Annotated in this window: 21 protein-coding genes; 16 read left to right on the top strand and 5 right to left on the bottom strand. The window is 65.9% G+C overall.

All coding sequences use genetic code 11. The annotated features are described in order from the left end of the window. Positions 1–98 precede the first annotated feature (98 nt). From PYV00_RS14925 to PYV00_RS14935, 3 genes are all read right to left on the bottom strand, one after another. On the bottom strand, positions 99–317 hold the full coding sequence (locus PYV00_RS14925; protein WP_275229090.1) for a hypothetical protein: 219 nt from the start codon (positions 315–317) through the stop codon (positions 99–101). A 41-nt stretch (positions 318–358) separates the two neighbouring features. After that, positions 359–496: a hypothetical protein gene (locus PYV00_RS14930; RefSeq protein ID WP_275229091.1), complete on the bottom strand. Its 138-nt coding sequence runs from the start codon at positions 494–496 to the stop codon at positions 359–361. A gap of 213 nt (positions 497–709) precedes the next feature. Further along, positions 710–916 carry a cold-shock protein gene (locus tag PYV00_RS14935; protein WP_275229092.1) on the bottom strand — a complete coding sequence of 69 codons (207 nt, stop codon included), beginning with the start codon at positions 914–916 and terminating at the stop codon, positions 710–712. 433 nt (positions 917–1,349) lie between these two features. Here PYV00_RS14935 and PYV00_RS14940 point away from each other — a divergent pair, with 433 nt between their 5' ends. The 6 genes from PYV00_RS14940 to PYV00_RS14965 all read left to right on the top strand — a co-directional run bounded on the left by PYV00_RS14940 (position 1,350) and on the right by PYV00_RS14965 (position 7,691). Continuing rightward, complete coding sequence (locus PYV00_RS14940) at positions 1,350–3,149, top strand: DEAD/DEAH box helicase (RefSeq protein WP_275229093.1); 1,800 nt, start codon at positions 1,350–1,352, stop codon at positions 3,147–3,149. A gap of 174 nt (positions 3,150–3,323) precedes the next feature. Beyond that, the gene (locus PYV00_RS14945) at positions 3,324–3,530 is read left to right on the top strand and encodes a hypothetical protein (protein ID WP_275229095.1); all 207 of its coding nucleotides are present in this window, start codon (positions 3,324–3,326) and stop codon (positions 3,528–3,530) included. Continuing rightward, complete coding sequence (locus tag PYV00_RS14950; protein WP_275229096.1) at positions 3,530–3,805, top strand: hypothetical protein; 276 nt, start codon at positions 3,530–3,532, stop codon at positions 3,803–3,805. Before PYV00_RS14945 ends, PYV00_RS14950 begins: the two co-directional genes overlap by 1 nt. Before the next feature lie 61 nt (positions 3,806–3,866). Then, the gene (locus tag PYV00_RS14955) at positions 3,867–4,163 is read left to right on the top strand and encodes a hypothetical protein (protein ID WP_275229097.1); all 297 of its coding nucleotides are present in this window, start codon (positions 3,867–3,869) and stop codon (positions 4,161–4,163) included. Between the two features lie 261 nt (positions 4,164–4,424). After that, the gene (locus tag PYV00_RS14960; protein ID WP_275229098.1) at positions 4,425–6,695 is read left to right on the top strand and encodes a TonB-dependent hemoglobin/transferrin/lactoferrin family receptor; all 2,271 of its coding nucleotides are present in this window, start codon (positions 4,425–4,427) and stop codon (positions 6,693–6,695) included. 21 nt (positions 6,696–6,716) lie between these two features. Further along, entirely contained in the window at positions 6,717–7,691 is a 975-nt protein-coding gene (locus PYV00_RS14965; RefSeq protein ID WP_275229099.1) for a DUF6607 family protein, read from the top strand. A gap of 185 nt (positions 7,692–7,876) precedes the next feature. On the opposite strand, the gene PYV00_RS14970 is transcribed toward PYV00_RS14965, so the two are convergent. Continuing rightward, positions 7,877–9,568, bottom strand: coding sequence for an alkaline phosphatase D family protein (locus tag PYV00_RS14970; RefSeq protein ID WP_275229100.1), 1,692 nt, complete (start codon positions 9,566–9,568; stop codon positions 7,877–7,879). After that, the gene (locus tag PYV00_RS14975) at positions 9,565–12,096 is read right to left on the bottom strand and encodes a TonB-dependent receptor (RefSeq protein ID WP_275229101.1); all 2,532 of its coding nucleotides are present in this window, start codon (positions 12,094–12,096) and stop codon (positions 9,565–9,567) included. The genes PYV00_RS14970 and PYV00_RS14975 overlap by 4 nt, the downstream gene beginning before the upstream one ends. Positions 12,097–12,419: 323 nt before the next feature. Here PYV00_RS14975 and nusG point away from each other — a divergent pair, with 323 nt between their 5' ends. From nusG to PYV00_RS15025, 10 genes are all read left to right on the top strand, one after another. Next, entirely contained in the window at positions 12,420–12,953 is a 534-nt protein-coding gene (nusG, locus tag PYV00_RS14980; protein WP_275229102.1) for a transcription termination/antitermination protein NusG, read from the top strand. 82 nt (positions 12,954–13,035) lie between these two features. After that, positions 13,036–14,349, top strand: coding sequence for a sugar transferase (locus PYV00_RS14985; RefSeq protein ID WP_275229103.1), 1,314 nt, complete (start codon positions 13,036–13,038; stop codon positions 14,347–14,349). Positions 14,350–14,389: 40 nt separating this feature from the next. Continuing rightward, entirely contained in the window at positions 14,390–15,856 is a 1,467-nt protein-coding gene (locus PYV00_RS14990; RefSeq protein WP_275229104.1) for an O-antigen ligase family protein, read from the top strand. 106 nt (positions 15,857–15,962) lie between these two features. Next, positions 15,963–16,670: a polysaccharide biosynthesis/export family protein gene (locus tag PYV00_RS14995; protein ID WP_275229105.1), complete on the top strand. Its 708-nt coding sequence runs from the start codon at positions 15,963–15,965 to the stop codon at positions 16,668–16,670. Between the two features lie 14 nt (positions 16,671–16,684). After that, the gene (locus PYV00_RS15000; RefSeq protein ID WP_275229106.1) at positions 16,685–18,916 is read left to right on the top strand and encodes a GumC family protein; all 2,232 of its coding nucleotides are present in this window, start codon (positions 16,685–16,687) and stop codon (positions 18,914–18,916) included. 23 nt (positions 18,917–18,939) lie between these two features. Next, entirely contained in the window at positions 18,940–20,136 is a 1,197-nt protein-coding gene (locus PYV00_RS15005; RefSeq protein ID WP_275229107.1) for a hypothetical protein, read from the top strand. Between the two features lie 259 nt (positions 20,137–20,395). Further along, positions 20,396–20,788 carry a MarR family EPS-associated transcriptional regulator gene (locus tag PYV00_RS15010; protein ID WP_275229108.1) on the top strand — a complete coding sequence of 131 codons (393 nt, stop codon included), beginning with the start codon at positions 20,396–20,398 and terminating at the stop codon, positions 20,786–20,788. Between the two features lie 274 nt (positions 20,789–21,062). Next, positions 21,063–21,689 (top strand): acyltransferase, encoded by a 627-nt coding sequence (locus tag PYV00_RS15015; RefSeq protein WP_275229109.1) that lies wholly within the window; start codon positions 21,063–21,065, stop codon positions 21,687–21,689. Between the two features lie 79 nt (positions 21,690–21,768). Beyond that, positions 21,769–23,139, top strand: a complete 1,371-nt coding sequence (locus tag PYV00_RS15020; RefSeq protein WP_275229110.1) for a hypothetical protein — start codon at positions 21,769–21,771, stop codon at positions 23,137–23,139. Further along, positions 23,136–24,473 carry a hypothetical protein gene (locus tag PYV00_RS15025; RefSeq protein ID WP_275229111.1) on the top strand — a complete coding sequence of 446 codons (1,338 nt, stop codon included), beginning with the start codon at positions 23,136–23,138 and terminating at the stop codon, positions 24,471–24,473. Before PYV00_RS15020 ends, PYV00_RS15025 begins: the two co-directional genes overlap by 4 nt. The last annotated feature ends 26 nt before the right edge of the window (positions 24,474–24,499 follow it).

Consider the following 24,499-nt stretch of genomic DNA (forward strand, 5'->3'; position numbering starts at 1 on the left):
AGGCGATCGGCCCGGCCAGTCGAGGCCCGGGCGCGCAGGCCATTGGCCAGCGTCCATGGCGGGATCGCGCCGGGGGTTCCCGGCGCGGCTCCTCGCGATCAGTCGTTCGCGTGTTCGAACGCGATGATTTCGCTGGATTTTTCAGCGGCCAGCTTGTCCCGCTCGTGCTTCACGCGCGATGCGCGATCGGCCATTTCGCGCCAGGCGGCTTCGGATCGAAGCCAGCGGTCGCGCACGTTGTCAAGCTCGCTGTCCTCGGCTTGCCGGGCGCATTGCTCGGCGCGATCGAGGAAGATGTCGCTGTTGCTGGTTGACATGGCGCTGGTCCTTTTGGCCGTGGCGGGAAACTCTGGGCAAGTCAGTCGATCATCTGGGCGACGATCCGTTGCAGTTCGCGGCGCGAGAGCGTCTGTCCGGCGGTTTGCGGCATGGCCGCGAACTGGGGGAGGGCGCCGCGGGGCAGGATGGAGGAAAGGGTGGAAAGTATGCGTTTCATGGTATCCTTGCGCGCGTTTCGCGCGTCATCTCGGCAATAAGGGGCCGCGTCCGCGATTGTCGCGGAGGGCTTTGCTATGGGTATGAAGGTTGGCCGCGCGATGCGGCGAAGCGGTGCCGGCGGGCGGTATCCTGCCCGCAAGGCAGTGGCGCGGGGCGCGACCCGTGATCGCCGCGAACGGGATCGTGGGCCTGCCCCGCGCCAAAGTTCAGGTCAGACCAGCGCCAGGTTGACGGCGGACTGCTTGCCGCGCTTGTCGACCTCGATCTCGTAGCTCACGCGCTGATCCTGACGGAGCGCCTGGAGCCCCGAACGTTCGACGGCGCTGATGTGGACGAAGCTGTCGTTGCCACCGCCGTCGGGGGCAATGAAGCCGAAACCCCGGTCGGTGTTGAAAAACTTGACGGTGCCGATGGGCATGAGATTTTTCCTCGAAATTGTAGAGTAAAGTTGACCAGCGCCATCGCTGGCCAAGCCGGTAGCATGTTGAGGAAATATCTGCGGTAAAGCGTCAAGATCCGTCGCAGGCGACGTTAGCATCTTTCAATCTGGAGCATTTGCCCCACAATTGCAAGGCTGGTGATGGAATCGCGGCGAATTCAACGGCGCGACTGTTGAATTCATGAGGCAAATTTTCGTGCCGGAAAGGCACCAATCGCGCGGCCCCGGCGGGTTTGCGCGGGGGGCATGAAAACAATTGCAGCCAAACGCCGCGATAACCTGTATCGGGCCTGCGATGCGGTGCGCCACCAGGCGAGTCCGCCCGCCAACGCGCCCGCCGGCGCCATGGCATTCCGAACGATCCCCCCGTTGCCGCGCGGTGCCGCGCGCACGACAGAATAAAGCGAGTTCCATGTCTTTCCCCAATATCGTGCCCGTGCTGGGCGAAGCGCTTGCCGAGCATGGCTATGCCGAGCCCACGCCGGTCCAGGCCGCGGTCCTCCAGCCCGAGGCGGCCGGGCGTGACCTGGTGGTTTCGGCGCAGACCGGATCGGGCAAGACCGTGGCGTTCGGCCTGGCCATCTCCGCTGACCTGATCGCCGCCGACGGCACCGTGCCGCTTGCCGAGACGCCGCTGGCGCTGGTGATCGCGCCAACGCGCGAGCTGGCCTTGCAGGTCAGCCGCGAACTGGCCTGGCTTTATGCCAGGGCCGGCGCGCGCATCGCCACGTGCGTTGGCGGCATGGACCCTTCGAAGGAGCGCCGCGCGCTGCGTTCGGGCGCGTCGATCGTGGTGGGCACGCCGGGTCGGCTGCGCGATCATCTGGAACGCGGCGCACTCGACTTGTCGAGCCTGCGCGCCATCGTGCTCGACGAGGCGGACGAGATGCTCGACATGGGCTTCCGCGAGGATCTGGAGGAGCTGCTCGACGCGTCGCCGACCGAGCGGCGCACCCTGCTGTTTTCCGCGACCATGCCGCGCCCGATCGAGGCGCTGGCGCGCCGCTACCAGCGCGATGCCTTGCGCATCTCCACGGTGGGCGACGATCGCGGCCATGGCGACATCGCCTATCAGGCCGCGACGGTTTCCCCGTCCGAGATCGAGAACGCGGTGGTGAACCTGCTGCGCTATCACGAGGCGGAAACCGCGATGCTGTTCTGCGCCACGCGCGACAACGTGCGGCGGTTCCATGCCACCTTGCAGGAGCGCGGCTTCGCGGTGGTGGCGCTTTCGGGCGAGCATTCGCAGTCCGAACGCAACCAGGCGCTGCAGGCGCTGCGGGACCGGCGCGCGCGGGTATGCGTCGCCACCGACGTGGCGGCGCGCGGGATCGACTTGCCCACGCTCAGCCTGGTGATTCATGTCGAGATCCCGCGCGATGCCGAGACGCTGCAGCACCGTTCGGGCCGCACGGGGCGCGCGGGCAAAAAGGGCACGGCCGTGCTGATCGTGCCTTATCCGCAGCGCAAGCGCGTGGAATTCATGCTCAATCGCGCCAAGATCCGCGCCGAATGGATCGACGCCCCGCGCCCCGAGGCGATCCGCGAGCGCGATCGCGAGCGGATGCTCGCCGCGCTGCTGCAACCGGCCGAATACGACGAGGAAGACCGCGAACTGGCCGCGCGCCTCATGGCCGAGCGTCCGGCCGAGGATATCGCGGCGGCCCTGGTCCGCGCCCATCGCGCGGCGCTGCCCGAGCCCGAGGAACTGGTCGAGAACACGCCCGAGGCGCGCAAGGCCGCGCAGCAGGAGCGGCATCGCCCCGGCTTCGAGGATGTCGTCTGGTTCCGCATGAACATCGGCCGGCGCCAGAACGCCGATCCGCGCTGGCTGCTGCCGCTGCTGTGCCGGCGCGGCCACATCACCCGCAACGAGATCGGCGCGATCCGCATCGGCCAGGGCGAAACCCATTTCCAGGTGCCGCGCGCCATCGCCGCCAAGTTCAGCGCCGCGATCGAGCGGACGGCCGGGTCCGAATCGGAAGAGGAAGCGATCCTGATCGAACAGTCGGACGGCGCGCCGCGCGAAGCCGCGCGGGAAAATCGCCGCGAGGGCCGGGGGATGCCGCAAGCTGACGGCGCGCCGCCCAACCGGCCCAAGCCGCACCGCAAGGGCCATGTCCGCTCGCCCGACAAGCCGGGCGCGCTCAGAGGCGATGCGCGGCCCCATGGCAAGGCGAAATTCGGCAAGCCACGCCCGGCCGGCCGCTGAGCCGGCGAGAGCCGGGCCCTGCCGCGACGGCACCGGCAGCGTGCGGTCGAAGCGGGCCGGCGCCCTTTGGGTGGCTATCGCGCGCCGCAAGTGCTATATAGTGGCCATCGTCGATCCACTTTCGCAAATCGACGACTGAGAGACCACCGGGCTCCCGCACAAAGGAGAGCGCTGTTGGACCTCAATCAGCTTTTGCATCACCATCAGGTTGCGCTCATGCGCGATGCTGGCCTGTCGTTCCTGCCGGCCCTGGGTTCGTCGTTCGATATCGTCTCGCACTATGCGCGACGGATCACGAAGCTGCGCGACGACATGGGCGTGCCGCAATATCCCGCGTGGGTGCGGGCGGACGCGCTCGCTTCGGGCCCGGTTCCGGGCTGATGTCGCGGCTGCGCAGCCGGTTCGCCGCGCCGCATCGCCTGCCGCGCGAGATTCCCCGGCCATCGGCCAGCCTGCGACGGCGGGGCGAGGTTTCGCAACTGGCGTTCCTGCTGTTGGGCGGGCACGCGGCGGCGGGGCGGTTCCTCAATGGGCTGCACCTTGGCCTGCGCGAGACCCCGCTGGCGATCGCCATGTCATCGCCGCTCGGGCAGATCGAAGTGACCCGGATATTGCGTCGCCTGGCGGCGGGCCAGCCGGGCGATCAGGACCTTTAAGGCCAGGCTTTCACGCCCGCGCAGGCGGGGGGGAAACCCGGCAGCAAGCAGGAGAATCCGATTGACCGATGCAATCGACGAAGAGCCGAAGCAGATACGCCGCATGGGCTTTCGCAAGTCGAACAGCCCGAAGCTGGCGGTGGACGCGGCCAAGCGGCAAGGCACCGTCACGCGGCTCGCCTTTGACCTGCTGGGCGGCAAGGATCAGGCCATCGCCTATCTCAACACCGATCGCGCCACGCTGGGCGGCCGGCCGCTCGATCTGGCGATCGCCAGCCGGGAAGGGCTGACGGCGGTGGAAAACGACATGCGCTTGGTCGCCGGGCGCCCGGCCGAAAGCGTGACCGGGGCACAATAGCCGCGCCGCGCTGAACGATTGCGTCGGGCGGCCTGATTCGCCCGCGCGCGTGGGCGCTGCCTTTGCCATGGCGCGCAACGTCCGGCCGGGCGGGGGTGATGCCATCCTGCCCGGTCGCGTCGCGACATTATCCCATCATCGCCGGCCAGCCAGCTCGCCATCGCTTTCGCGATGCGCGGGATGCGTCTGCTTGACCCTGCCGCGTTCCTCTGCAAATAGCCTGCAAATGCGAATCACTCGCATTTGCAGGAAGGATCAGGAATGGGGGTAATCTCACTATCCGGGGGCGCAAACCGGCAAGGCTGCTCGCACTGGACGCGCCCGGCCGATCGCGCGGCGTGGCGCCATGCGCGGCCGGCCTGCGCCTCGCTCGCGCTGGCTTTCGCCATGCTCGCCGCTCCCGCGCAGGCGCAGGACGACGATGGGCTGTTCTGGCTCAACCGGATGCGCCAGATCGTCGTCACGGCCACGCGCACGCCCGTGATGGTCGAGGATCTGGCAGTCACGGTCTCGGTCAAGAGCGACGAGCAGATCGCCGACGAACTGGCGACCGACATCAAGGACCTGGTCCGCTTCGAGCCCGGCGTCAGCGTGCAGCGCCAGCCCGCGCGCTTCAACGCGGCGCTCAGCGCCACGGGCCGCGCGGGCAATGATGGCTTCACCGTGCGCGGCATCGGCGGCAACCGCGTGCTGATCCAGGTCGATGGCGTGCGCGTGCCCGACGGGTTCAGCTTCGGCGCGCAGAATGTGGGGCGCGGCGATTATGTCGATCTGGGCCTGATCAAGTCGGTCGAGATCCTGCGCGGCCCGTCTTCCGCGCTTTACGGCAGCGACGGGCTGGCCGGCGCGATCAGCTTCATCACCTCCGATCCCACGGACTTCCTCGAAGGCGGCAAGGCGACCGGCGGGCTGGTTCGCGCGGCCTATTCCAGCGCGGACGACGAATTCACCGAAACCGCCATTGTCGCGGGCCGCAGCGGCGACTGGTCGGGCATGTTGGCCTATACCCGGCGCGACTATCACGAGCTTGACAACCAGGGCACGGTCGGCGGCACCGGCGCGAACCGCACCCGGCCCAATCCGCAGGATGGCCGCTCCAACGCCGCGCTGGGCCGGATCGTCTATGGCCCGGCCAATGGCCACAAGCTGCGCCTGACCGGCGAATACCTCGACACGCGCCTGTTCACCGATGGCCTGACCAACCTCAGCCCCAGTGTCGAGCTGCTGCAGGGCATCGACACCGGCAAGCGCAAGCGCGTGAGCCTGGACTGGAGCTGGGAAGGCGACGGCGTGATCGATTTCGCCCGCGCCGCGGTCTACTGGCAGGACGGCGAGGACCGCCAGTTCACTGACGAGGATCGCACCCCGGCGGTCGATCGTGAGCGGCTGAACACGTTCGAGAACCGCGTCATCGGCTTCGCGGCGGACGCGCGGTCCGATTTCGCGACCGGCGCGATGCGGCACCGGCTGGTCTATGGCGGCGACATCAGCAAGACGCGCCAGCGCGGCCTGCGCGACGGCACCGTGCCGCCGGCGGGCGAGACGTTTCCCACGCGCGCGTTCCCGACCACCGATTTTACCCGCGCGGGCCTGTTCGTGGGCGACCAGATCGAGATCGCGGGCGGCGCGCTGACGCTTTATCCGGCGCTGCGTTTCGACTGGTACAAGCTTTCGCCGCGCGATGACGCATTGCTGCCCAGCTTCGCTGGCGCCGGCCAGGACGGATCGCGGCTTTCGCCCAAGTTCGGCGCGGTGTGGAAGATCAACGAGACGGTGCGGCTTTTCGCCAACTACGCCACCGGCTTCAAGGCGCCCGAGCCCGGCCAGGTCAACCAGTTCTTCGAAAACCTCGCCTTCGGCTATACCTCGGTGCCCAATCCCGATCTGGGGCCGGAGCGGAGCGAAAGCTTCGAAGGCGGCCTGCGCATCTCGAACCGCGCCGTCAGCCTGGACCTGACCGCGTTCACATCGCGCTACAAGGATTTCATCAGCCAGGAAGTGGTGAGCGGCGATTTCACGCCCACCGATCCGGCCATCTACCAGTTCATCAATCTCGACCGGGTCCGCGTCAAGGGGGCCGAGGCCCGGTTCGAGGGGCGGGCGTCGAACGGTCTCAACGCGACGCTCGCCCTATCCTATGCCAAGGGCGATGTGCTCGATCCCGCGGGCGGGCGCACGCCCTTGTCCTCGATCGACCCGCTCAAGCTGGTTGCCGGCATCGGCTATCGCGATCCGCAAGGGCGCTTTGGCGGGCAGATCATCGCCACCCATTCGGCGCAGAAGGAACTGTCGCGCTCCACCGGCCTGTGCACGCCGGAATGCTTCCGGCCCGGCGCCTTCACCATCCTGGACGCGACGGCCCATGCCCGGCTGTTCGCAGGGCTGACGCTGCGCGCCGGCATCTTCAACATCCTCGACCGGAAATACGCCTGGTGGAGCGACGTGCGCGGCCTTGCCGCCACCTCCACCGTCACCGACGCCTACACGCAGCCCGGCCGCAACGCGAGCGTCTCGCTCAGCTACCGCTTCTGATTTACCAGGGAGGGAAAATCCATGACACGTTTGAAGACCATGATCGGCGCCAGCCTGCTGGCGTTCGCCTGCTCGCTCAGCCCCGCGCTGGCCCATCCGCCGATCGCGGCCACGCAGGCGGCGGCGACGTTCGAGCAGGACCGGGCCGATATCCTGGCCATGGCGGGCAATTACAAGGTCCGCTTCGACATGCAGGAATCGACCCGCTGGGACCCCGCCTACACCCCGCTCGACCGCAAGATCTCCGGCGGCAACGAAGTGGTGCGCGTGATCGAGGATACCGGCCGCAAGATCGTGCTCCAGCACATGCTGGTGATCGAGCATGAAGGCGCCAGCCACATCATCAAGCACTGGCGGCAGGACTGGGAATACGAGCCGGCGCGCGTGCTGGTCTATGCCGATCGCAACACCTGGAAGTGGGAGGACGTGCCCGAGAAGATGCGCACCGGCCGCTGGTCGCAGACGGTGTGGCAAGTCGACGATTCGCCGCGCTATGGCGGGTGGGGGCAGTTCGAGACGCAAGGCGGCGTGCGGCGCTGGCGCTCGAACTGGACCTGGCGCCCGCTGGCCCGGCGCGACGCGGTGCGCAAGCCGGTCTATGACCGTTACCTGTCGATCAACCGCCACCAGAACTCGCCCGATGGCTGGGTTCACTGGCAGGACAACACCAAGATGGGCGGCAAGGACGGCAAGCTCGTCCCCATCGTGCAGGAATACGTGCTCAACACTTATACGAAGTTCGACGGGTACAACGTGAAGGCCGCCGACGATTATTGGTCCGCGACCAAGGACTATTGGGCCGCGGTGCGTGCCGAGTGGGACAAGGTGGCCAATGAGAACGGCGGTATCGTCATCCAGGAGGAAGCCGAGACCGGGACGGTGATCAGCGCCCGCCTGCTCCAGATCGCCGACGACATCGTGGAGGGCAAGACCGATACGCAGAAGGCGGTGAGCGAAGCCCGCAAGCTGATCGCGGAGAACACCGGCAGGATCTGATCGGGTGCCAGGTTGGATGGCGGGCCCATCGCGCCGATACAAATCCTCTCCTTGCCGGGGAGGTGGCCACGCACCGCGCTGACGGAGGGGTGTTCCCGCTGGCGGTGATACCCCTCCACCCCCGCTGCGCGGCGGTCCCCCTCCCCCGGGCCGGGGGAGGACGGGTTAGCGACATGGCCGGCTTCTCAGGCCCCGGCGGTATCCTTGCGGGCCAGCTTGCGCGCTTTCGCCCTGGCGTCGAGCGTGAAGCGGGCCAGCGATTTCGCTTCGTATTCGCGTGTGAACACGGTGGACATCCCGACATAGTCGGCCTCGGCCCGGTCCGGCGTCAGCGTGAGCAGGATATAGCCCTTGGCGCGCTGGTCGCAGAAGGCGACTTCGGGGCTGGCCTGCGCCAGCAACTGGCCCAGCGGCAATTGCGGCATACTGTCGCCGACCGAAGGGCTGCTGATCGCGCTGGTGCCGAATTCCACGGCCACCGGCTGGCCCTTGGCATCGGCCAGGTTGTTGGCCCAGAACGCGTGGCTGTCGCCCGCCAGCACCAGCGGCTCCGATCCGGCGCGGCGGAAGCTGGCGTAAAGCCGCTCGCGCGCGGCGGGATAGCCGTCCCACGCGTCAAGATTATAGGGCAGGCCCAGGCGATAGCCGGCCAGCGCTTCCTCGATCTGGGCGCGGAAGGCTTCGGGCTGGGCGGCGAGCATGGCCTTGGCCGTATCGGCGCCGAACGCCTTGTCCAGATCGGGGCCGTTGACCCGCGCCATGACCACCTGGTTGCCGATCACCTGCCACGGCACCCCGGCCTTGACCGAAGCGGCCAGGCCCTGTTCCAGCCATTCGCGCTGCGGCTCGCCCAGCATCTCGCGATCCGGGCGGTTGACCCTGGCCAGGACCGCGCCGATCGATTCGGCGGTGGGCGCGGCGCTGGCGATGCTCACTTGCTCGCTGCGGGCGAGCAGGCGGGTCTCCACCATCATCAGCGTGGCCAGATCGCCGAACGTGAAGCCGCGATTGATCGCCGCCCAGGGCTTGCCGGGCTGGGGGTCGCGGATCGGCAGCCATTCGAAATAGGCTTGCAGCGCGGCGGCCTTGCGCGCGGCCCAATCGCCTTCGCTGGCCGGCTGGTGGTTTTCGGCGCCATCGGTCCAGCTGTCGTTCGCCGTCTCGTGATCGTCCCACACGCAGATGAACGCGGCGCGGGCGTGCGCCGCCTGCAGGTTCGGGTCGGACTTGTACCAGGCGTGGCGCGCGCGGTAATCGGCCAGCGTGACGATCTCGTGCGCGGGTTCCAGCGTGCGGCCGATCTTCGCGCCGATGCTGGCGCCGTACTGGTCCGGGCCATATTCGTAGATATAGTCGCCGAGGTGCACGACCGCGTCGAGCCGGTCCAGCTTGGCCATGTGATCGTAGGCATTGTAGAAGCCGCTGACGAAAAGCTGGCAAGTCGCCACCGCGAGCACCAGATCGTCGGCCTTGCCCACCGGCAGCGTGCGGAAGCGCCCGACGGGCGATCGGGTGCCGTCGGCCAGCTCGAACCAGTACCAGTAATCGGTGCCGGCCTTCAGCTTGGTGGGCTCTACTTTCACGGTGAAATCGCGCGCGGGCCGGGCTTCGGCCGAGCCGCTTTCCAGCGGCTTGCCTTGCGCCGATGCGGCGACGTGCCAGCGCACCGGGACGGCGGTGGCATGGGCGGCGTCGGCAGGCGTCACGCGCGTCCACAGGATCGCGCCGCGCGGCGTGGGATCGCCGCTGGCGACGCCGTGGCGGAAAGTGGCGGGGGCGGCCGGCGCGGCGGCCAGGGCCATCCCCGGCAGCGTGGCGGCGGGCAGGGCGGCGCCCGAGCCGATCAGGCCCAGCGCGGCGCGGCGATCAAGCTTCACTGGTCCCCTCCGAAGCGGAAGCTGGCCGATACGCCGTAGAAGCGCGGCGGGCCGGCGATGAAGGTCGGCAGGCCCAGGCTGTCGCCGGTATTGCCCGCGTCGATGATGAACTTCTTGTCGAACAGGTTCTCGACATAAGCCTCGACGCGCCAGCTCTTGTCGGCCGCTTCGTAGCCGAGCCGGGCGCTGGCCAGCGCATAGCCCTTCTGGAACTCGTTCTGCAGGTTGTCGGCGACCAGCGCGGCCGGCGGCTGCTGCAAATCCGGCCGGTCGTTGTCATCGTCGAAGAAGATCTTCGATTGCCAGGTCAGCGTCGGCGAGAAGGCGATGCGGCCCGGCCCGGCGGGAACCGAAAGGATCGCGCCCACCGCGGCCGAATGGTCCGGCGTCAGGCGGAAGCGGTTGCCATCGCGCACGCCGGTCGAAAAGCGGCTGTGGTTGTAGGCATAGCTGGCGAAGAGGCTGAGCGTTTCGCCCGGAACCCAGCGCACCTGGCCTTCGAAGCCATAGCCTTCGGCCTTGCCGGCATTGGTGACGATGAACTGCGTGCCTTGCTGCACCGTCGTCTGGAAGTTGTCGTACTGGTAAAAGAACACCGCGCCATCGAGGAACAGCGTGCGGTTCATCAGCGCGGTCTTGGCGCCGGCCTCATAGCTGTCGACTTCCTCGGAAGGCAGCACGTCGAACGTGGTGGCGCCGAACGGCGCGCCCGGGCCGGAGGCCGAGAGCACTTCGGGGCGCCGGCCGCGCGCGTAAGTCGCATAGAGGCTGGTGTCGTCGCTGGGGAAATAGCGCGCGGTCAGGCGCCAGGAAAAGCCATCGTCCTTCAGCGTGGCCCTGTCCACGCCGCCATTGCCGGCGGTGGGCTGCGCGCCCAGGCCGAACAGCGGCACCGGATAGGCGGCCGAAGGCGGGATCGTCGCCGCGCCGGGCGCGGCCAGCGCTTGCAGCAGCGCGGCGCGCACTGGCGCCGGCTGGCTCAGCGCGCCGATGAAGCCGCCCAGGATCGAGCGGCCGTTGAGCACGGCGGCGGTATAAGTGCTGCGCTTGTCGTCGTGCGAATAGCGCAGGCCCGCGCCCAGCTCGAACCGGGTGCCCAGGCGCAGCGTCGCGTCGCCGAACAGGTCGATCGCCTTGGTCCGCCCGCCGTTGGTCGAGGTTTCGAGGTGATTGGACTTGAGGTTCGCCGCGATCGCCTGCGCCAGCGCGGGGTCCAGCGCGACGCCGTAACTGCCGGCCACGCCGCGCAGCAGCGCGCCAGTGAAGGCGGGATTGCCGAACAGGGCGGCAGGGGCGGGGTCGGTCGCCGGGCGGCCGGGCAGGATGCCCGCGCCGTTGAGCGCGCCGGCCAGCCCCGCCAGCGCCTCGCGTTCATCGAATTGCGACGGGACGCGCTGCGTGCCGCTCTCATGGAAATAGCTCGCGCCGACGAAGGCGGTCAGCGGGCCGTCGTCATAGGTCAGGCGCAGTTCCTGGCTGGTCTGCTTGCCGCGCGCGTCTTCCGCCGCCGTCAGGATCGGCAGCGAGATGCCGTCCGCATCGAAGATCTCCAGCGCCTTGAACCGGCGATAGGCGGTGATCGAGGTCAGCGTGAAGCGCTCGCCCAGTTCCAGGTTGGCGATGCCGGTCACGCCCCAGACCTCGCGGTCAAGGCCCAGCGGCTTGCCGCCTTCGAAGCCATCGGCGGCGACCAGCGCCGCGCCGCTGTTGCGGCCATTGTCGCCCAGCACCGCGCCGGTGACGGGATCGGTCGGGTTGAAGGCGATCGACTTGAAGCCGGTGCCGGCCGGCTTGTCCTTCTGGTAATTGCCGATGACGTCGACGGTCAGCGCGCCGGTCTCGGCATGGAGCGAGCCGCGGATCGCGCGGGTGTCGGCCGAATTGAAATCGTCGCCACCCAGAAGGTTGTCGGTATAGCCGTCACGCTGGCGGATGCGGCCGGCCAGGCGCACGGCGACATGATCGCCCAGCGGCGCGTTGACCATGGCTTCGCCGACCAGCGCGTCGTAATTGCCATAGCTGAGCATTCCGGCGGCTTCGAACGCGCCGAGCCGGGCCTTGTTCTGGATCACGTTGACCGCGCCGATCAGCGCGCCGCGCCCATAGAGCGTCGATTGCGGGCCCTTGGCCACCTCGACGCGGGCGATATCGAACAGCTCGACGTAAGAGCCGCGCGACTTGGAGATCGAGACGCCGTCCTGATAGATCGAGACGCGCGGCTCGTTCGTCGCCGCGCCGCTGTCAGACGTGATGCCGCGAATGACGAAGCCGGGGTTGTTGGGCGACTGGTTCTGCACCTCGAATCCGGGAATGAAGCGCGACAGCGCATCGAATTCCCGCAGGCCGAAGCGATCCATCTCCTCGCTGCCGACGACGCTGAGCGTCATCGGCACGTCGATTGGGTCCTGTTCCCGAAGCTGCGCGGTGACGACGATTTCGGAGTCGGCATTGGCCTCCTCCGCATGGGCGGCGCCCGACGCAAGCGCGCCCAGGCTGGCCGCCGCCAAAAAGACGACGCGATGTGACATATGCAAGAACCCCTTTGCCGCCGCGCTAGACCCGAACCGTGAAAGCGGCGTGACACTTGCGTGTCGGCGGGGCGAGCGGCCGGGCGCGGCCATGGCGCCATTTCACTGCCAAATTAACAGAAAATCCGTTTTCGATTGAATTTTGCCCACGCGAACAGCGGATTTATTTCATGAATCACCAAAAAAATCAATCCGTTGTGGATGCGGTTGAAATTGCTGCACTTGCGAGGCGAGGCATATCCATAACTCAGTCGATTCTCGAAGAAATTGTAAGGCGCTGATCTAGCGATATATTCATGATACTTGGCGATGAACCTGAGAAAATGGCCGGCAGGCAGCCGGAATTGCGATCGGGCCGTCATCCCCAATGGTATGTCGCCGAAACGCTTCCCCGGAAAGAAGCCTTTGCCATCGAAAACCTGGAGCTTCAGGAATTCGCCAGCCTGTGCCCGCGTTTTCGCAAGTCCAGCCGCCATGCCCGCAAGGTCAGGACCGTGCTGGCGCCGCTTTTTCCCGGTTATGTCTTCGTCCAGATCGATGTCGATCACGATCCCTGGCGGGCGATCAACAGCACATTCGGCGTTAAGCGCCTGCTGAGTTCGGACGGCGGGCGGCCGCAGAAAGTCCCGACCAACTTCATGCAATGGCTCGTCGGGCGCTGCCGCGACGGCGTTGTCGAAAAGATGGTCGAAGCCCCGCAAGTCGGCGATGCGGTCAGGATCATGACCGGGCCGTTGCATGACCGGATCGGCCATGTCGAATCGCTCGACGACAAGGGGCGGGTCCGGGTGCTGCTCGATATCCTGGGCGGCATGGTTCCCGTCAGGGTCTCGGCAAGCGATCTCGGGCCGGTATGAGATCGCCCGGTCCTTATATGGCCGATCCCTGCGCGATCGATGGCCACCGCGAGGCACTTCCCCGGCCCGCCGGAACGGGATCGTGCTGAACCGGCCCATCGTCTCGATGCCCAGGCAGGCGTGCCGGATCTGGCCGAAATCGCGGCAGACGTTATTCGCCCAATTGCTGGCGACCAATCGCTTCGTGCTCAGCATGGCCCTGCTGCTGGCGATCGAGCTGCCCGCGCTGGTCCACCCCTTGCTGGCGGATTTCGGGCGGTGGTTCGTGCGCGAGGCGGAGGGCGACAAGGCCTCGCTGCTGGGCGCGGCGGCGGCGCTGGTGGGCGCGCATCTTGCCTTGCAACAGATGGGATCGCTGCCGCTCATCCAGTCGCGCACGCTCATCCTGCCGGCGTTCTTCACCACTTTCAGCGGGGTGATCGTCCTGCTCTATGCGGCGCGGGTGCCGCTGGAGCCTTATCACTTCTGGACCGCGTTCCTGATCGGCGCGGTGTGGTATCTGGTGGTTTCCGTGCTGCGCGCACGCATGATCCGGCCGATCATCGGCCTGATCGGCGTGCCCGACGATTTCGGCAGCGACTTGCCGGGCAATGTCGTGTGGATCGGCCTGACCGACCCCGAGATCGACTATCGCCTCGATGCGGTGGTGGTCGATCCGCACGCCTCGCTCGACCTGCCGTGGTCCAGCTTCATCACCCGGCTCGTGCTCGATGGCATCCCGGTCTATCATCGCACCCATATCGAGGAAGGGCTGACCGGGCGCACCCATTTCGAGCGGCACGCGGACAACAATTTCGGCGCGCTGCTGCCCTCGCTGCTCTACCTCAGGATCAAGCGCGGGATCGACCTGCTGGCGGTGGCTCCGCTGGGGCTGCTGGTGCTGGCGGCTCTCGCGGTGGCGGCCGTCGCGATCAAGCTCGACAGTCCGGGGCCGGTGCTGTTCCGGCAGACGCGGATGGGTTTTCGCGGGCGGCCCTTCACTTGCTACAAGCTGCGCACCATGCGCGTGGACGCCGGCGGGCCGGCCTATACGCGCGCCAATGACGACCGGATCACGCGCGTCGGCCGGCCGCTGCGCAAGTGGCGGATCGACGAGCTGCCGCAGATCTACAACGTATTCAAAGGCGATCTGAGCTGGATCGGCCCGCGTCCCGAGGCGCTGAGCCTGGCGCAGGCCTATGCCGCCGAAGTGCCGTTCTATGATTACCGCCACGCCGTGCGTCCCGGCATATCGGGTTGGGCGGCGGTGCATCAGGGCAACGTCGCGCTGGTCGATGCCGCGCGGATCAAGCTGGAATACGATTTCTACTATATCCGCTACTTCTCGATCTGGCTCGATCTGCTGATCCTGCTCAAGACCGCGCAGACCATTATCAGCGGGTTCGGCTCGCGATGACGGCCCGGTCCAGCCATGCGCGCCTTTGGGGCGGCAAGCCTTGACCGGCGCCAGCCTGCGGCGCTTCGGCATGGGGCGGAGCAATGGCGTGCGTCTCGCGGCTTGGGCCGCGCTTGCGGACAACCGGGCCTTCTGGCTGCTCTCGGGCTGGCTGGCCTGCGTCTTCCTGCTCGGCGGCGCGTCGCGCGGCGATGTCGCGTCGCTGCCCTACCTGCGCCCGGCTTCAGTGCTTGTCCTGACTTATGCGCTGGCCACGCTGACGGCGGCGCAAGTCCGCGCCAATCGCGGCCTGCTGATTGTCGCGAGCGCGACCGTGCTGCTGGTGCTGGCGCAGCTCGTGCCGCTGCCGCCGGCGATCTGGTATGGCTTGCCGGGACACGCGCCGTTCGCCGAGATGGATCGGCTGGCCGGGCTGGAGCCGGTGTGGCGCCCGCTCAGCCTGACTCCGGCGGCGACGCGCAACGCGCTCTGGGCGCTGATGGCGCCGCTCGGCGTGATCGCATTGGCCATCCAGCTCGACGCCGGGCAGCTTCGCGCGCTGCTGCCGGTCGTGCTGGTGATCGGCGCGGTCAGCGCGGTGCTTGGCCTTGCGCAAGTGCTCGGCCCACCGGACGGCGGGCTGTATTTCTACGGCATCACCAACAACGGGTCTGTCGTCGGCCTGTTCGCCAATCGCAATCATCAGGCGTTGTTTCTCGCCGCGCTGTTGCCGATGGTGCTGGTCTGGGCGCGGCTGGCCGGATCGCGCGGGCCATCGCGTCGCCTGTCCGATCGCGGCGCGGGGTGGCTCATGGTCGCGGCCTACATCGGCTTTGTCCTGCCGCTGATTCTGGTGACGGGCTCGCGCTCGGGCATGGTCGCCGCGCTCGTGGCATTGGTGCTGAGCCCGCTGCTGCTGGTCCGCCGCGAAACCGGGCGGGGAGGGGCGCGGCCGGGATTGGGCCCGGCGGCGCGCCTCCGCCTCGGCGCGCTGGTCGCGGCGGGGCTGGCCGGTCTGGCGGCGCTGACGATCGTGCTGGGTCGGGCGCTGGCGTTCGATCGCCTGATGGCGACCGATCCCGCGGATGAGCTGCGCCTGCGCATCGCCCCCACGCTCTGGGCGATGATCGGCGAATACTGGCCCTGGGGCACCGGCTTTGGCGCGTTCGAGGCGGTCTATCGCGTGCATGAGCCCGACAGCCTGCTCAGCGCGATCTACATGAACCATGCGCATAACGACTGGCTGGAATTGCCGCTGACCGGGGGGCTGCCGGCGCTGGTCCTGCTTGGCGCCGGTCTCGCCAGTCTGCTCTGGCGCGGGGGACATCGCGCCTTCGCACGCGCGGTGCCGGTCGCGGAAGCGGCGATGGCGCGGCTGGGCCTGCTGGTCCTGGCGCTCTTCGCGCTGGGCTCGGTCAGCGACTATCCGCTACGTGTGCCTTCGCTCGCCTGCCTGGCGGCGCTGGCGGCGGTCTGGGCCGTCGCGGCTCCGGCTGCCGACAAGGCGGGCGGCGAACATCATGGCTAGCGGCGGTTTACTCGGGTTCGCGATCGCAGGCTTGCGGTCGTTTCATCGGTTTTGGGAGTGCATGCGTTTGAAGGGTAACAGGTCATTGCGGATTGCGCGGGGACTCGTGCTGGCCAGTGGTGTCGCCGCCCTGGCGGCCTGCGCCGGGCCGGCCGAGCTTGGAGGCAATCCCAAGCTGGAAGTGCTGGCCGGAAACCAGTTGCCGATGCCGGGGCGCACCGACGTGCAATCCAGCACGACGCCGTATTACGTCGGCCCGTTCGACCGGCTGGTGATCGACGTCTTCGGGATCGAGGAGCTTTCCGCACGGGAAGTGCAAGTGGATGCCAGCGGCCGGATATCCTTTCCGCTGGCCGGCACCGTCAACGTATCGGGCATGACGCCGGTCGAGATCGAGGGCGAGCTTTCGCGCCTGCTGGCCGCGCAATACATTCGCAACCCGCAAGTGACGGTCAACCTCAAGGAAACGCTCAGCCGCGTGGTCACGGTCGAAGGTCAGGTGAAGAAGCCGGGCCTCTATCCGGTGGTCGGCAGGATGACGCTGATGCGCGCCATCGCCACGGCCGAGGGGACCAGCGAATATTCGCAGCTTGACGATATTGTGGTCTTCCGCACCGTCGACGGGCAGGATTACGCCGCGCTCTACAATCTCGATGCGATCCGCCACGGTGCCTATCCCGATCCCGATATTTTTGCCGGCGATGTCGTCATGGTCGGGGAATCGCGTGGGCGCCTGCTGTTCAAGGACGTCCTGGCGACCGCGCCGGCGCTGCTGACGCCGCTGGTGATCGCCATCGATCGCTTCACACGATGACCAATCAGGGGCCCATGGCAAATTCACCCAACAACCCGCTCGCCCCATCCGCGCAGTCCTATGCGGCGGCATTCGATTCCGCCCGCGATGACGAGGGCGGCTTCTCGCTCCAGCCTGTGCTGCTGCAGTATTGGGAAGCGGCGCTGCGCTGGCGCTATGTCATTGCCGGCATCATCGCGCTGTGCCTCGCGGTCGGGCTCATCGCCACCTTGCTGATGGCGCCGCGCTATACCGCGCGCACCCAGGTCGAGATCAGCCGCGAACAGAAGAACGTGACCAATGTCGAAGGGCTGGAATCGCAGCAGGAAGGCCGCGACCTTGAATTCTATGCCACGCAATATGCGCTGCTGAAGGCGACATCGCTGGCGGAGCGCGTCGCGCGTCGCCTGAATCTGGCCGGGAACGAGGCTTTTTTCGCGGCCCACGGCGCCAAGCCGGTCGAGGCGGCGGCCAGCGATGGCCCCCTGGATCCCCGCCAGATCGCGGCGAAGCGCGAACGGCAAGTGCGTGACTTGCTGCTGGCCAATGTCGCGATCGAGCCGGTGCGTACCTCGCGGCTGGTCGATATCAAGTATACCTCGCGCTCGCCCGAGCTTTCCGCGCGGATCGCCAATGCCTGGGTCGCCGAATTCATCGGTTCGACCATGGACCGGCAGTTCGCCTCGACCGCCGATGCGCGCCAGTTCCTCGAACAGCGGCTTTCCGCCTTGCGCGAAAGGCTGGAACAGTCCGAGCGCAGCGCCGTGGTCTATGCCACCGATCGCGATATCGTCACGCTCGAATCCCGGCAGGACGAGAATGGCCGTACCACCAGCCAGCGCACCCTGGCCGCCGCCGATCTGGAATCGCTGAACACGGCGCTGATGCAGGCGCGCGCGGAACGGATCGCGGCCGAAAGCCGGGCGCGCTCCGGCTCGGCGGAGAACACGACCGAAGTGCTGACCAATGCGACGATCTCCGAGCTGCGCGCGAAGCGGGCGGAACTGGCCGCCGAACACGCCAACCTGATGGTCCGGTTCGAGCCCGGCTATCCCGCCGCGCGCGCGGTCCAGCGCCAGATCGAAACGCTCGACGCGGCGCTCGCGCGCGAAACCGGCCGCGTTGCCGGCAGCCGGCAGTTGTCCTTCCGCGAAGCGCTGGCGCGTGAGCAGGCGCTTGAGCAGAAAGTCGCCGGGCTCAAGGCCGGTCTGGACAAGCAGCGCCGCGATGCCATCCAGTTCAACATCTATCAACGCGATGCCGATACCAATCGCCAACTCTACGATGCCTTGCTGCAACGCTACAAGGAGATCGGCATTGCCGGCACGGTCGGCGCCAGCAACATCGCGATCGTCGATCAGGCGGAAGTTCCCGGCGCGCCCTCTTCGCCCAACCTGCCGCTCAACATGGCGTTGGCCCTGCTGATCGGCATCGGCCTGGCGGCGGTAACGGTCTTCGCGCTCGAACAGATCGACGAAGGCGTGCGCACGCCCGCCGATGTCCGGCGTATGCTCAGCGTGCCGCTGCTGGGCAATGTGCCCTTGGTCAAGGACGATCCCGTCGTCGAACTGGCCGATCCCAAGTCCTTCGTCTCGGAGGCCTATTTCAGCGTCCGCTCGACCTTGAGCCTGACCACGCCGCACGGGTTGCCGCGGTCCTTCGCGATATCAAGCTCGCGCTCGGGCGAAGGCAAATCGACCACCGCGCTGGCGCTGGCCGAAGTGATCGGGCGCACTGGCAAGCGCGTGCTGCTGATCGACGCGGACTTGCGCTCGCCCTCGCTGCACGCGCTGCTTGCCATCGACAATGACGTGGGTCTGGCCAACATCCTGGCGGGTGAGAACCTGGTCTCGCCCCTGATTCACGAAACGCAATGGCGCGGCGTCTCGCTGATCCCCGCCGGTCCTTTGCCGCCGAGCCCGGCCGAACTGCTCAGCAACGAGCGTTTCGCCGAAATCATCGAAGCCCTGCTGGGCGAGTTCGACCACGTGGTGATCGATGCCCCGCCGGTCGTCGATCTGGCCGATGCGCCATTGATCGGGCGCGCGGTGGAGGGGCTGGTGTTCATGGTGGAAGCGGAAAAGACGCCGCGCCGCGTGATCGTCTCCTCGCTGGACAGGCTGCATAACGGCGGCGCCAAAGTGTTCGGCGTGGTCCTGTCCAAATTCGACGCACGCCGCCAGGGCTATGGTTACGGATATGGCTACGGTTATGGATATGGTTACGGCCAGGGGGCAGAGCAGGAGGGCGGGCGGCCCACCGCGTGAACCCTTCGCGGGCGAGGCCGGCCATGTCCCTGCGCTTCGCGCTTCGGCTGGCCATCGCACTCGTGGCGATCGGTCTCGCATTCCTGAGCTGGCGCGATGCCGCGCGCGCATACTGGCTGGCTTCCGATCCGCGCAAAGCCCCCGCATGGCTTCGCGGCGATCCGCGTCTCGCGGCGGCGCAAGCCGATGTGGCGAAGCTTTCCCTGGGCCAGATCGATCCCGTGGCGGCGGACGCAATCGCGCGTAACGCCCGGCGACAACTGGCAATCGAGCCGCTGTCGCCCACCGCGATGCGCGACATCGCGCTGGTCTCGCTGGTTCGGGGGGATAGCCGGGCGATTGCCCAGTTGCGCTTCGCCGAGCGGCTTGGCCGCCGGGATGCCCTGACGCAACTGGCGCTGCTGGATCAAGCCGCCGCGACCGGCGACAACGAAGCGCTCGCGCGCCACTTCGACCGGGCCGTCACAGTCCACCCCGAACTGGCGAAAGCGCTGTTCGCCCGCCTGGCCCCGCTGCTCGGCGAGCGCGATTTGCGCGCCCAACTCGCGCACTACGCGGCCAAACCCTGGTTCGCCGCCTTTCTGAACACATCGCTCGACCAACCCGAGAAGCTTGACTGGCTCGCCGATCTCATGCTGCGCACGAATATCGACCTTTCGGGGCAGCGATCGGCCCTGCTAGCGAAAACCTTGCGCACCTTGACCGCAGCGGGTCGAAACCGCGAAGCCCGCGCAATCGCGCAAAAGCTGGGCCAAACCCCGCCGGGCGCGCTCGACGACTTCGCGCTCTCCGCCATCACCACCAGACAGGATCTCGCCCCCTTCGCCTGGCGCCTGGGCAACGATCGCGGCGTGACCACGCAATGGTCGAAGGCATCGGGCCTTCAGATCGATCTTGATGGGGGAACATCCGCCGTGCTGCTCGATCGCCAGACCAGCCTGGCGCCCGGCCTCTATCAACTCGATCAAAGGCTGGGAAACCTGAGCGGGGCCGGCACGCCCGATCTCCTCTGGCAAGTCGATTGCTTGCGCGCCGTCCAGGCCACAGCGATCTGGCGCCAACCCGTCCCGCTCGGCCCGGACCCCAAACACTATCGCTCGACGCTTCGCGTCCCGAACGATTGTTCCGTTCAACGCTGGCGGTTGCGCGCATTGGCGATGGACGGACAAACCGGGGCATCCTTCACCATTGCATCGCTCTCGCTGGAACCGATCAGGTAGCCCTGCGGATGCGAGGGTGCCAATCCGCCCAAAGCTCGAGCAAGCGCAAGCCGGAGCAGGCAAATTGCCGACAGGAAAACGAAACCATCACAAACCGCAGCTAAACCACAACTGATCCGATTTTGCGGCGACAATCACAAGAAATCCCTTCACAGAACAACTTGCTCTCAGTATTGTTCAAAATTGAACAAGGCTGAAGAATCGAATCGATTTACTCAGCCGAAACACAACGGGCGCGTTTCACCCGTTGTGCGGTAGCTTGTCCAAAGCGACCTTCCAGCAATTAGAGATGCCCAACCGCCTCACTGACGAAGCGCGCGAAGACGTCCACTTCCGCATCATGCGCCTGATCGCCGAACACCCCAACCTGAGCCAGCGCCAGATGGCAAACGAACTGGGCATCAGCTTGGGCCGCATCAACTATTGCCTCAAGGGCCTAATCGAAAAGGGCCTGGTCCGCATAGAAAACTTCCGCGCATCGAAGTCAAAGCTGCACTACATCCATGTCCTGACACCCAACGGTATCGCCGAGCGCGGAAAATTGACGGCAAACTTCCTGAAGCGACGCCTTGCGGAGTACGATGCGCTGGCAAGAGAGATTTCGGATCTCCGGGGGCAAGCGACCGTCGGGGACGATGAGGCGCGACGTTGAGAGCGGCTTTGCGTTATCGGCAGTTTGAGAAAAGACCGACCAAAAGAGTCGTCTGGCGGCGGGGCTATATGATCATCGGGGATGAGACACCTACGTTCTCACCCGCAAGGGCATTGCCGAGAAATCCGCCCTCACCGCCGATTTCCTCAACCGCAAACTCGCAGAATACGAAGCGCTGCGAGCAGAAATCGAAACCATCCGCCAGGAAATCGGGTATGAGTGACACCGTGATATGTTCGCAGGCACGAACGAAGGCGGGGGCATTTCACGTTCGATGGGCAACATGAGCCTCAAGCAGCGTGTCATTGCCGGCCTTAATAGCGTGGCGGTGTTACGCTGGCAGGTGCCCGCGCGCCTTGTCTTCGCGCTCCAGGGGTGGGCGTGGCCAAAACAGCTGAAAATCCTTGGGCCGATTGTGCTGCGCGGCCACGGCACGCTCGTCTTGGGCACAAGGGTCAAGATCGTAAGCCTGTCGCGTTACAATCCTGCTGGCGTGAACCATCCTACAGTCCTGACTGTATTGAAGGGGGCGCGGATGACAATCGGCGATCGAGTCGGCATGTCCGGAGCGGCAATTTTCTGCGCTACCGGAATCAAGATCGGCAACGACGTGCAGATCGGCGCGAATGTCAGCATTTTCGATACCGACTTCCATGCCCTCGATTATGTCGATCGCAGGCTCGACCGCCATACCCCAACCGCACCGGTCCATATCGGTGACGACGTCTGGATCGGTGCGAATTCGATCGTGCTGAAAGGGGTCACGATTGGGGAAAGGGCGGTGATCGCCGCAGGCAGCGTTGTCACCTCAAACATCCCTGCCAACACGTTGGCGGGTGGGGTTCCCTCCAAGGTTATCAGGTCATTGTCGCCAACCACACAGGAGCACGTGGAGCCATGATCCGAGACGGCGCCGGGCGCTCCAGGCTTGGGCTGTCGCAGGTCCATGCTGTGGTGGATTCGTCCCACGGAATGCGCCTGTGAAAGTCGGCTCGGTCTCCCGCAACACTCTGGCCGCGCTCGGTCAGGCCGTGCTGGTCTCGGCGTTGATGTTCCTGGTCTACCGCGTCGTGGTCCACTCGGCCGGGCTCGAAGAGCTGGGTATCTGGTCGCTGATCATGACCGGGTCAACGGTTGCCCGGGCCGCCGACGTCAGCGGCGCGGGAGGTCTCGGCCGGTTCATCGCGATGATCCGCGCAGGAACCGATATAGGCAGCGACATCGTCGAGACCACGCATACCGTTCTGTTCACATCCGCCGCGATCAATCTCACCATCGGGACCGCGCTCTATTTCCTTGCGCCGTTCGTCCTGCGCTTCGCGCTGACGCCCGAGTTGCTCCCCCGTGCGATCGCGCTCTTGCCCTTCGTCGTCGTCATCATCGTGCTCGGCGGGCTCGCCGGGGCCGTTATTTCTGGTATCGACGGCACCCAACGCGTTGACCTGAGGGCGATGGTGGCCGTGTCGAGTGCGGTGGTGTCTTTCCTGATCGTCTTGGTTCTTGTGCCACGCATCGGGATCGTCGGCTTTGGCATCGCCCAGATCTTGAGCCCGCTTGTCACAATTATCGCCGGCTGGACCGTGCTGCACCGGCAAGTGCCCGAGATCGGTTGGTTCCCCTGTCGCTGGCAGCAAAAGGCTTTCCGGGTCACGACCGGCTTCGGGCTGAAACTCAACGGCATCTCGTTGCTGAACCTACTGTTCGAGCCACTGGTGAAGTTTTCATTCGGGGCGACAGGCGGAGCCAGCCAGGTCGCGCTCTACGAAATTGCCTCTCGTGTGATTACACAAATCCGTGGGTTTGCCGTAGCTGCATCGATGGCGCTGATCCCAGTGTTCGCAAGCCTCCAGCCGCACGAACAGGCTCGCCGCATCGTACTGCTTGAGAAGGCGGTAAAGGCCACCGCCTACGCAGCCGTTGCCGCAGCCGCGGCCGCGATCTTGCTAGCGCCAATCGTCAGCCTCATCGTCCTCTGCAAGGTTTCCGCGCCACTTCTATATATGTCGGTTCCGCTCATTTTCGGCTGGACGATGCAATTGCCTACGGTGCCGGTCTATCTTGCCGCCCAGACCGACGGAAGGATGCGGTGGAACGCGCTGAGCCACATACTTGTGGCGGTGGCGGTCATTGCCGGCGCCCTGCTCGAACGGGCCGGCTTCGCGGAAACACTACTGAAATCAATTGTTGTCGGCCTGCTACTGAGCGGTCTTACTGTCTTGGTCGGCAATGTTCCCATGCTTGGACTTGCCGACATGATGAAGAAATCGAAGAATCGGCTCGCCCTTGCCGCTGTTGTCATCGTTTTGCTCTGCGCGGCAAGCTGGGTTGGCGTGGGTGTTCTTGCTAAATGAACGCGCCGCCTACCCATTTTGGTTCTTCGGCTGCCCGCCACGGACTGCGGAATCGTCGGCTGGCCCTTTTGATGCTTCTGTTCGGCGCCGGCTGGGCGTTCAGCGTCAGCTTCTTTGGAGCCATCTACGGCTCGGAGCTGCTTGCTATAGCCCTCCTGCCCACTCTTAAACCTCTCCGACTGATCCGGACCAATGCCAATCTGCGGTGTGTGCTGACGGCCTATGGTCTTATTTTGCTCGGTCTGGTCGTCTCCGATATTGCGAATGCCACCGCGTTTGATCTTGCTCTGAAGGCTTGGGCCATCCCGATCTTCGCGGCTGTCTTGTTGATTTTCGTCACCGCTGCGCTCGGCAAGGATCCGATCTCGAACTTGAAATACTATCTGTTTGCGAGTTTTCTCGCCAACCTGCTGCTCGGCAACGCTGCTTACAGGGTCACAGGTGTTGGCGGCAGTGGCATCAATTGGGCGGATATCTCGGCGAACGAGAACCTTATGAAAGTGGCTGTCGTGCCATTCCTGATGCCGCTGCTGGCTTTGACTATTTTTCACCTTCGCGAGCGCAGGCGCCTTGTGGCGCAGCTGATCGCACTCGGCGCCGCAGCTTTTCTGTTTGCCCATGATGCGCGTAGCGCCGGCCTTATAGCCTTTGCGATGGCCATGGCGGTCAAGGCTTTTCGGCGGCCGAGCCAAGTTCACGCGAAACAACTCTTCAGGCTGCTTGGGGTCGGACTGGTTGCAGGCTATCTGGCCTATGCCGGCTATGTCTACTATTCGTTCAACTACAATCCAGATGGCCACAACGCGAGCCAGTTATCACTCGTCGAACACCCGTACAACCCTGTCATGCTGCTTGGGATCGGTCGGCCCGAATGGCTCGTCGCGCCCGAAGTGTTGGCCGGGAGGCCGATTGTGGGCTACGGCTCATGGGCGGAGGACAAAGACCAGAGTTTCGCTCTGATCCGCGCCATTGCGACTGATACCGTGGACATCTACTATACCACATTTGGGGAGCGGAATTACTGGATCCCAACCCATTCGGTCGTCCTCGCCTCGTGGATCTGGGGCGGGCTGATCGGCCTATTTGGGGCGCTGCTGCTCGTTGTCGCCTTTCTGCGTATCGCTGCAAAAGCCCTGAATGCGAGGCCAGAAGCAATCGTCTTCATTGTCTATTTCAGCACCGGGCTGCTCTGGGACCTGTTTTTTAGCCCGATCCAATCGCTTCGGCTCACCGCGCCAATAGCGCTTGGATTCCTCATCGCCGTCGCCGCATTGCCATCGCGGCGCGCGCCCCGCCTAGGGTCAGGACCCATTGATGTGAGGGCTGCGATCTGATTCAGGCTCCGTAAGGAGACTGGATA

Origin of the sequence: Novosphingobium album (ex Liu et al. 2023), assembly GCF_029076845.1 — a bacterium.
GTDB lineage: Bacteria > Pseudomonadota > Alphaproteobacteria > Sphingomonadales > Sphingomonadaceae > Novosphingobium.